Source organism: candidate division WOR-3 bacterium (assembly GCA_016934535.1).
Classification (GTDB): domain Bacteria; phylum SDB-A; class SDB-A; order SDB-A; family SDB-A; genus JAFGIG01.
In genome coordinates, this window is sequence record JAFGSQ010000065.1 from 1 (window position 1) to 7,341 (window position 7,341).

Consider the following 7,341-nt stretch of genomic DNA (forward strand, 5'->3'; position numbering starts at 1 on the left):
GAATCCCGACAATCCCCTAAATGCCAGAGACCCTTGTGGACAAATGAATCTCTTCAATTTATAATGATTTTATTAGGACACTAGTGTTTTAAATCATATTATGAACATCCTTTGAACTTTTACGGTTACGGTGTCGCTGAATACGTAAAAGTAGTAAATTCTAACAACAACACGGGTCAGGTATATCTGGGCACATACACATCTTCGATGACGAACCCCGATAATTATTATCCCTATCTCACTTACAAATCCAATCCAGTTTTGACACCTTATGAACAGCTCTCGGAAGTAGAAATTTCTGGACACGATATTACAAATTTTCAAGTAAATAATTTAAGCGGAGGAGTTGAATTTTCTTTTGTTCTTGAAAATGATGCCAATCTCGACATATCAATTTTCGACATTAACGGAAGAAAAGTTTCTGAAGAAAACAGTGTTTTCTTCAATTCCGGTATAGCAAATTACAGATGGGAAAGAAACAGTTCAGACATATCGAGCGGGACATACTTCTTAGTAATAAACAGCGGGGGAAAAACTCTTCACAAGGGCAAATTCGCGATTTTTGAATAACAAGAAAATTGAAAACAAAAAAAGGGCAAGAGTGATCTTGCCCTTTTTTTGTTTTTGTGATGTCTAGAAAGCTCCGCGGAAACCCTGGACGGGCTGCCACCAGTAACGGAAATAAAGGTCTTTTGTGTTAAGTGAAGTTACAAGAATTCTGACATAATGACCATTTGATAGTTCTACCCAGAAATAATTCGTTGTATTAAGAGGAATCTGGGTTATAGCTGCCCATGCAGGAGGATTTAAACCAGTCGGAGGTGCGAAATGTGTATATGTGCCGTTTACATCACTTGCCAGGTATGTTGTTTTTGTGCCAGTTGAAGGAGAAGTTTGACCCCCAACAAAATATAAATTGTTTGAAGTGTTATTATCGTACAGGAATATATCGATTAATGATGCGTTGTATGGTGGATTTCCCGTCGCTTGTGAAGACATCAAATAACCGTTACCTGAATTGTCCCAGTAAAAACATGAAAGATAAGAACTGTGAGTCCATTCACCTATGTGGAAACCCGATTGTTCGACCGGATTTGTTGTAACAGATGAAGACCAAGTGCTCGTATCATTGTCTACAAAAGTTCTCACTCTGTATGATCCGAGTTCTGTCGGATTGTTGTGCGTATAACTTGTGCCTGTCACAACGGCATAACCTTTTGTTCCGGGGTATTCGATCTGGTATGAATCAGCATTTGTGACTGCATACCAAGTGATTACTAATCCCATCCCATCCATTGTCGCATCGATGGCAACATTAGTAGGTGCTGCAGCAGTTCCACCGCCTGGATTTGTCGGACTGTCGTCTTTGGTACAGCCAAAAACTGCTAACGAAGCTACAGCAATGACCAACAATAATATTTTCTTCATCTTTCCTCCTTTTATTTTATTGGAACAATAGGAATTGTAGGGTGTGTTTGCAAAGGCGGTTTGTCAGGATTATGCAATCCGTATATAACGCTGTCGAGAGAGTCATTGGCTCTTTTTAACACGACATTTTCTTCGCGTAATCTTAGTATATCATCCTGAATTTCTGACAATCCGACACTGTCAATTGTTATATTGCTGTATTTTGCCAGTTCTGTTTCCAACTCGGAAATCTTTGCCTCATATTGGATTGATTTATCCTGATATATCTTGAGTTCTTGACGAAGCTGTTCCAATTGTGCATTGTTTGAACAACCAGCAAATAATACTGCAATAAGTAAAATCGCAAGAATAAATGGTCCTTGTTTCATTATGCTTCAAGCCTTTACTTTATTGGAGTAATCGGTATCGTCGGATGACCACCGCCGCCTGATGAGCCGCCGCCAGAAGTCGAACCTGCTTTGAGTTTTTCAATGACTTGTATCAGTGAATCATTTGTAGTTTTTAAAGTAGCAATTTCTTCATTCAAAGCGTCCATCTCTTCTTGGATTTCTTCAATATCCATATCGCCGAAATCTTCGATCTGGGTTTCGAGAGTCGCGACTTTATCAGTGAGAGTCGCATTTTCTTTAGTCAGGTCTTCAATCTTTGTCTGAGCTGTTTTGAGATCATCGAGAATTTTCTGGCTGTTTCCCATCATCGAACAACCAACTGCAAAAACAAGAACCAGACACATCACGGTTGCTAATGTTAGCTTTTTCATACTACCTCCTTAGTTTTAACTTATTATGTTAGCAGATGAAATATGAAAGGTCAAGAACGAGTAACTCTTAACGGATAAAAAATCTTGACTGATGAGTTGTTCTGTTGTAAAAATTGACGGATATTTGGATATATTCGCTCTTTGAACATAGAATACTTTTTTTGCCGGGGTGGCGGAATTGGCAGACGCACCAGCTTGAGGGGCTGGCGGGAGAAATCTCGTCTGGGTTCAAGTCCCAGTCCCGGCATTTTTCTTTTTAAATTGTTTTTTACCGCCTCTCCGATATAATCTCTCTATGAAAAGACTCAGACCAATCGTTTTTGCAATGCTTATTTTTATGGACATCCAGGCACTGTCGTTTGTTCACGGGCCGAGAATTTCTTCCGTATTCAGGGATTCCGTTTTTATTACAGCCGAGACAGACGATTCATGTTTTCTTCAGGTGATGTATGGCGAGGATAGCGGGATTATGTCAGAGACCGCGTATTGCAGTTCTCCGGACACATTCCATTCCGTCGTTCTCAGGCATTTCAACGCGACGAGGTCCTGGAAATACTCCGTAAAAATCCAAAATGCTCAAGACACAGTCCAGACACCCGAAAGGGTGTTCAGAATGCCAGCCGCACCAGGCGAAAGTTTTACATTCGCAGTTTTGGGGGACGCCCACTGCACGGCGGGATCAGGAGGAATACCACCGGAGTTTACGGCCAACATAGCCAATATCTGCGCCTACGACCCCGATTTCGTCCTTTTTTTAGGCGACGGAATTCACAACTCATACTATCAATCCGAGGTCAGACAGCAGTGGGACAATTTTAAAATTGCCACCGACACGATTGCATTCAACAGGCCGGTATTCATGGTTATAGGCAATCATGACGTCAACACCTGGTATCACAACTTCAACGGAGGAGACATTCTTGCCGACGAATTCGAAATGCCCCGTAATGCGCCCATGCCTGAATTTTATGATGAACTCGTCTACTTTTTCGGTTGGGGAGACGTCACTTTTTACATTCTCGATTCCGATTATTACGACAATCCGGAGATAATTGACGTAGTCCAGAGAAACTGGCTCGTTCAAAATATTTCGACCGGCCAATCGCGCTTTAAAATCACCGCCCATCACGAACACGCATGGTCAACAGCGGGCGACCTCTACGGTTTTTTGGGCGAGCATCCCGAAGAACGAGACGCTTACTGGAAAGTTTTGAGAGACAACGGAGTCATACTCGACATGGCCGGTCACATACATCTTTATAACCGTGACTTTTTCGGCAGACCTCTTCCGGACACGATAACCTGCGTTAATCAGCTCATTTCAGGAGGCGCGGGGGGAAGTATCGTGGGAGGATATGGCGGAGATTACCACCATTTCTGCCTTATCGAAGTAAACGGCAATACGCTGAGTATCACGGCCATAGACAACACTGGCGCTATCAGGGACAATTTTTCTCTGACAGATGTCGAAGAGACTGCTGAACCGGTTTTCGACCGCTGTCCTGTAGAGTACATGAGTAACGGTTTCAGGTATTACGCCGAGATTCCCGGAGTACTTCGCGTCTTTGACCAAACCGGCAGAGTGCTTTTTGAAAAAAGAGTTCAACCGGATCAACAAGCCGAGTTTTTGACGGACATATCCGGAGTATATTTTTTAATGTTTGACTCTGGCGAAGAAGTTTACTCAAATAAATTCACTGTGATGAGGTAATTTAATGCTTTTTTCTTTTTTGACTCTGAAAATCGCCGCCACTTTTATCGGATGGTTCGTCCTGGAACTTCTGATGGCTAAAACTTTCAAGCACAGGTTTCTCTTAAAGAACAAGTTTTTTATTCACGCGCTCGTTTTTTTTCTTTTTCTATGGTTGCTCAGTCTTGTACTTTCGGACCTGATATTTCCAGCCAGAATCGGCATAATTCTGGGCAATCTTTTCTCAGGAGCCGTACTTGTAATCGGCTCATATCTTTTGGCGGACCTTGCGGATTTCTTTTTGTCGGGACAGACTCACTACAAAGGACAATCCGCCAGAATAATTCCCGGCGTCCTCAGGAACATAATAAAATTCGTCCTGGTGGTCATTTTCGTATTACTTATACTTCATTTCCACTTCAAGATGGAACTGAAGGGTATTTCAGTTACGTCCGCGGTCCTGGCCGGTGTCCTCGGTTTTGCACTTCAGGAAACTCTCGGAAATCTTCTTTCCGGTATAGCCTTGAACATGGAATCGCCGTTCAAGCACGGAGACTGGATAAAAGTCGGTGAAGAAGAGGGATGGGTCATTGATATCACATGGAGATCGACTACCATACACACAAGGCAGGACGACCTGATAACAATACCGAATTCGAAAGTGAGTTCTGAAAAAATAATCAATTTCTCGAGACCTCAGAGAAACAAGGCTGTCGAGATCAATGTCGGAGTGTCGTACGAAAATTCACCCGAAAAAGTAAAAAATATAATCATTCAGTGCGCCCTCGAATCCAAGCTCGCTAAAAAAGAGCCCCGGCCTCTGTGCTGGCTGACAAATTACGGGGATTCTTCTATAAATTACAAGCTTAAGTTCTGGATAAAAGATTACGCAGAGATACATCAGGCCCAGGACGAGGTCATGACTAAAATCTGGTATTCATTCAAGAGGAACAGCATTGATATACCTTTCCCGATAAGACAGATAAAGAATTACGAGTCCCATGCCGCTTCGGTCGAAATAAGGATACAGGAAACAGTCGAAACTCTCAAAAGAATAGCTATTTTCGAGCCGCTGGAATCGGAGGACATAATGCTTCTGGCGAAGAATTCTCCGAGAGTGTCCTACGGCCAGGGAGACATAATCATAAGGCAGGAAGACGAAGGCGATTCAATGTTCATAATCACCAAAGGCGAGGTGGTTGTTGAGAAGAAAGGGGAGGACGGATCTCATAAATTCGTCGCTAAACTCGGACCTCTCGACTTTGTAGGGGAGATGTCACTCTTGACCGGCGAAAGGAGGAGCGCGACCGTAAAGGCGTTCACTGAAGTCGAGGTGATCCTTATAAATAAAAACGCTTTCAAACAGATACTTGTCGCGAATCCCAAGATAGCTTTTTCTCTAAGTGAAAAACTTCTGGGAAGAAAAAAAGAACTTGAAAGGCTCGGCGATCCGAAGTATTCTGAGCTCGACAGCGTTCATGACGAAAAAGAAAAAACTTCGATTCTCATGAAAATTCAGGGATTTTTCGGTATAACCAGGAAGTGAAGGTATGTTGTTCAGAAAAAGCAGAAAATCAAAGGAAAATTTCAGTTCGACCAGGGAATGGATAGAATCAATAGCAGTGGCGGTATATTTCGTTTTGATAGTCAGGCTGGTTTTGATACAGTCTTTCAGAATTCCGACTCCGAGCATGGTAAATACGCTTCTGGTAGGCGATTTTCTTTTCGTCGAAAGACTCTCCCTCGGCCCCAGGATTGCTTATCACAGAGGAAATGAAGAGCTCTGGAATCTTCATCTGTTCAAGTTCGCCGATCCCAAAAGGGGAGACATAATCGCTTTCAGGTATCCGATAGACGGCAGGGATTTTGTGAAAAGGTGTATAGGATTGCCCGGCGACACGGTGAGGATAATTGATAAAAAAGTGTACATTAACGGAAAAAGCCTCGAAGAAGACTACACAGTGTTTTCAGACGACAGAATTTTTCCCTCCCTTTTTCAGACACAGCTTGGCGCATCTTTGACCATCGAAGAATACCAGAAACTTTGGGAAGAAAGAAAATTTCACGAAGGGGCTATTTTCCCTTACATAAGAGACAATTTCGGACCGATCGTCGTTCCCCGGGGACAATACCTGATGTTGGGCGACAACAGGGACAATTCGGACGACTCGAGAGCGTGGGGTCCGGTCCCGGCAAAAGAACTCAGGGGCAAACCCCTGATATTGTATTTCTCTTTCAACATGAAGGAAAACGAAAAAGTGATCGCGCCGTGGAAATGGGTGAAATGGACACGAATAGGAAGATTGTTAATCTAAACCTTTTTTGACAGTAAAAAAAAATGTTTGGGAATTGACAAATAAAGAATTCAATTATATTCTTTTCAAATTCGAACACTGGGGTGTCGTCCAATGGCAGGACTCGTGACTCTGGATCACGCTATTGGGGTTCAAATCCCTGCACCCCAGCCAGATAATTCCTGATGAACAGCCAGAATTTATCCGACGGAAAATTTTTCGATCTTGAAAAATATTTTTTTGATTTCAAAGGCGCGTACGCTATCACTGAAACAATTCAGCTCGATCTGGAAAAAGCGGGCGTTTTGGTCGAAAAAATTTCTGAAAATTTGTCCATTAATCCCGAATCAAGAAAAATCGACGATGAAAACGGGTACGTCGTGATAGACAGAAACGAGAGCACGAATGAATATTTTCTCACGGTCACTTTTTTATCTGAATTGACTGACGAGAAACCGGTATCCAATTGTTCAAAACTCATTATAACGAGAAAATCTTCCGACGATGACCGTTCCTTTTTGTCTCACGAAGGATTTGTGCCGTTTACTGAAATGTTTGCATGTTTCTTCAACGTGTGGAGCGTTGAAAAAATAAACATATTTCCGTACGAACCGGAAAAGATTTTTTTTGACTACGATTTTGAAACTTTTGATTTTCTACTCGTCAAATATATCGCGCCTGTCAAAATATCTGACATGCAGAAATACTATTTCAAGAACGATTACGTGTTGTTGTCAGGAGAATACGGCGAAAAGGGAGAAGTGTTTTGGGGAAAAAACGATCCTGACCTTTTCGCCAGGAAATTTTTGAACGGCGAGTCAAAACGGAAAATTAAACTTTCTGAATTGTCCGAAGAACTTAAAATCGACAAAGATTTTCTGATTTCGGCTATTGTATCCCGGACAGGCGCTTCAACAAAAATCGAAACCGGGGAAAAAATATATTTTGGTTCAGAGGCTGTTATCGTCTTGTCGGGAGAGGAGATAACCGTCTATTCTCCTTCGTACTTTTTAAACGACGACGATTGACCGGAACATTTTTTCTTATTTTAATTGACATCGCTGAAAAATCAAATATAATCTTTGTAATAATTTTGCGTCGCGGGATGGAGCAGTGGTAGCTCGCTGGGCTCATAACCCAGAGGCCGAGGGTTCAAATCCCTCTCCCGC

At 42.3% G+C, this 7,341-nt stretch carries 8 protein-coding genes and 2 tRNA genes; 7 read left to right on the forward strand and 3 right to left on the reverse strand.

The window, feature by feature from the left end:
• Nucleotides 1-111 precede the first annotated feature (111 nt).
• Nucleotides 112-570: a T9SS type A sorting domain-containing protein gene (locus JXL83_09305; protein MBN2364316.1), complete on the forward strand. Its 459-nt coding sequence runs from the start codon at nt 112-114 to the stop codon at nt 568-570.
• Nucleotides 571-633: 63 nt separating this feature from the next.
• Here JXL83_09305 and JXL83_09310 read toward each other — a convergent pair whose 3' ends face one another.
• Genes JXL83_09310 through JXL83_09320 form a run of 3 tightly spaced genes read right to left on the reverse strand, consistent with a single transcriptional unit; the run spans nt 634 to nt 2,188 of the window.
• The gene (locus JXL83_09310) at nt 634-1,428 is read right to left on the reverse strand and encodes a hypothetical protein (protein MBN2364317.1); all 795 of its coding nucleotides are present in this window, start codon (nt 1,426-1,428) and stop codon (nt 634-636) included.
• A gap of 11 nt (nt 1,429-1,439) precedes the next feature.
• Nucleotides 1,440-1,796, reverse strand: a complete 357-nt coding sequence (locus JXL83_09315) for a hypothetical protein (GenBank protein MBN2364318.1) — start codon at nt 1,794-1,796, stop codon at nt 1,440-1,442.
• A 14-nt stretch (nt 1,797-1,810) separates the two neighbouring features.
• Complete coding sequence (locus JXL83_09320) at nt 1,811-2,188, reverse strand: hypothetical protein (GenBank protein ID MBN2364319.1); 378 nt, start codon at nt 2,186-2,188, stop codon at nt 1,811-1,813.
• Nucleotides 2,189-2,351: 163 nt separating this feature from the next.
• On the opposite strand from JXL83_09320, the gene JXL83_09325 reads away from it, so the two are divergent.
• The 6 genes from JXL83_09325 (at nt 2,352) to JXL83_09350 (ending at nt 7,200) form a co-directional block, all read left to right on the forward strand.
• A tRNA-Leu gene (locus JXL83_09325) sits at nt 2,352-2,435 on the forward strand.
• 48 nt (nt 2,436-2,483) lie between these two features.
• Nucleotides 2,484-3,899, forward strand: a complete 1,416-nt coding sequence (locus JXL83_09330) for a metallophosphoesterase (GenBank protein MBN2364320.1) — start codon at nt 2,484-2,486, stop codon at nt 3,897-3,899.
• 4 nt (nt 3,900-3,903) lie between these two features.
• Nucleotides 3,904-5,424, forward strand: coding sequence for a mechanosensitive ion channel (locus tag JXL83_09335; GenBank protein ID MBN2364321.1), 1,521 nt, complete (start codon nt 3,904-3,906; stop codon nt 5,422-5,424).
• 4 nt (nt 5,425-5,428) lie between these two features.
• Nucleotides 5,429-6,193, forward strand: coding sequence for a signal peptidase I (gene lepB, locus JXL83_09340; protein ID MBN2364322.1), 765 nt, complete (start codon nt 5,429-5,431; stop codon nt 6,191-6,193).
• A 79-nt stretch (nt 6,194-6,272) separates the two neighbouring features.
• Nucleotides 6,273-6,346 (forward strand) — tRNA-Gln (locus tag JXL83_09345).
• Between the two features lie 11 nt (nt 6,347-6,357).
• Nucleotides 6,358-7,200 carry a hypothetical protein gene (locus tag JXL83_09350; protein ID MBN2364323.1) on the forward strand — a complete coding sequence of 281 codons (843 nt, stop codon included), beginning with the start codon at nt 6,358-6,360 and terminating at the stop codon, nt 7,198-7,200.
• The last annotated feature ends 141 nt before the right edge of the window (nt 7,201-7,341 follow it).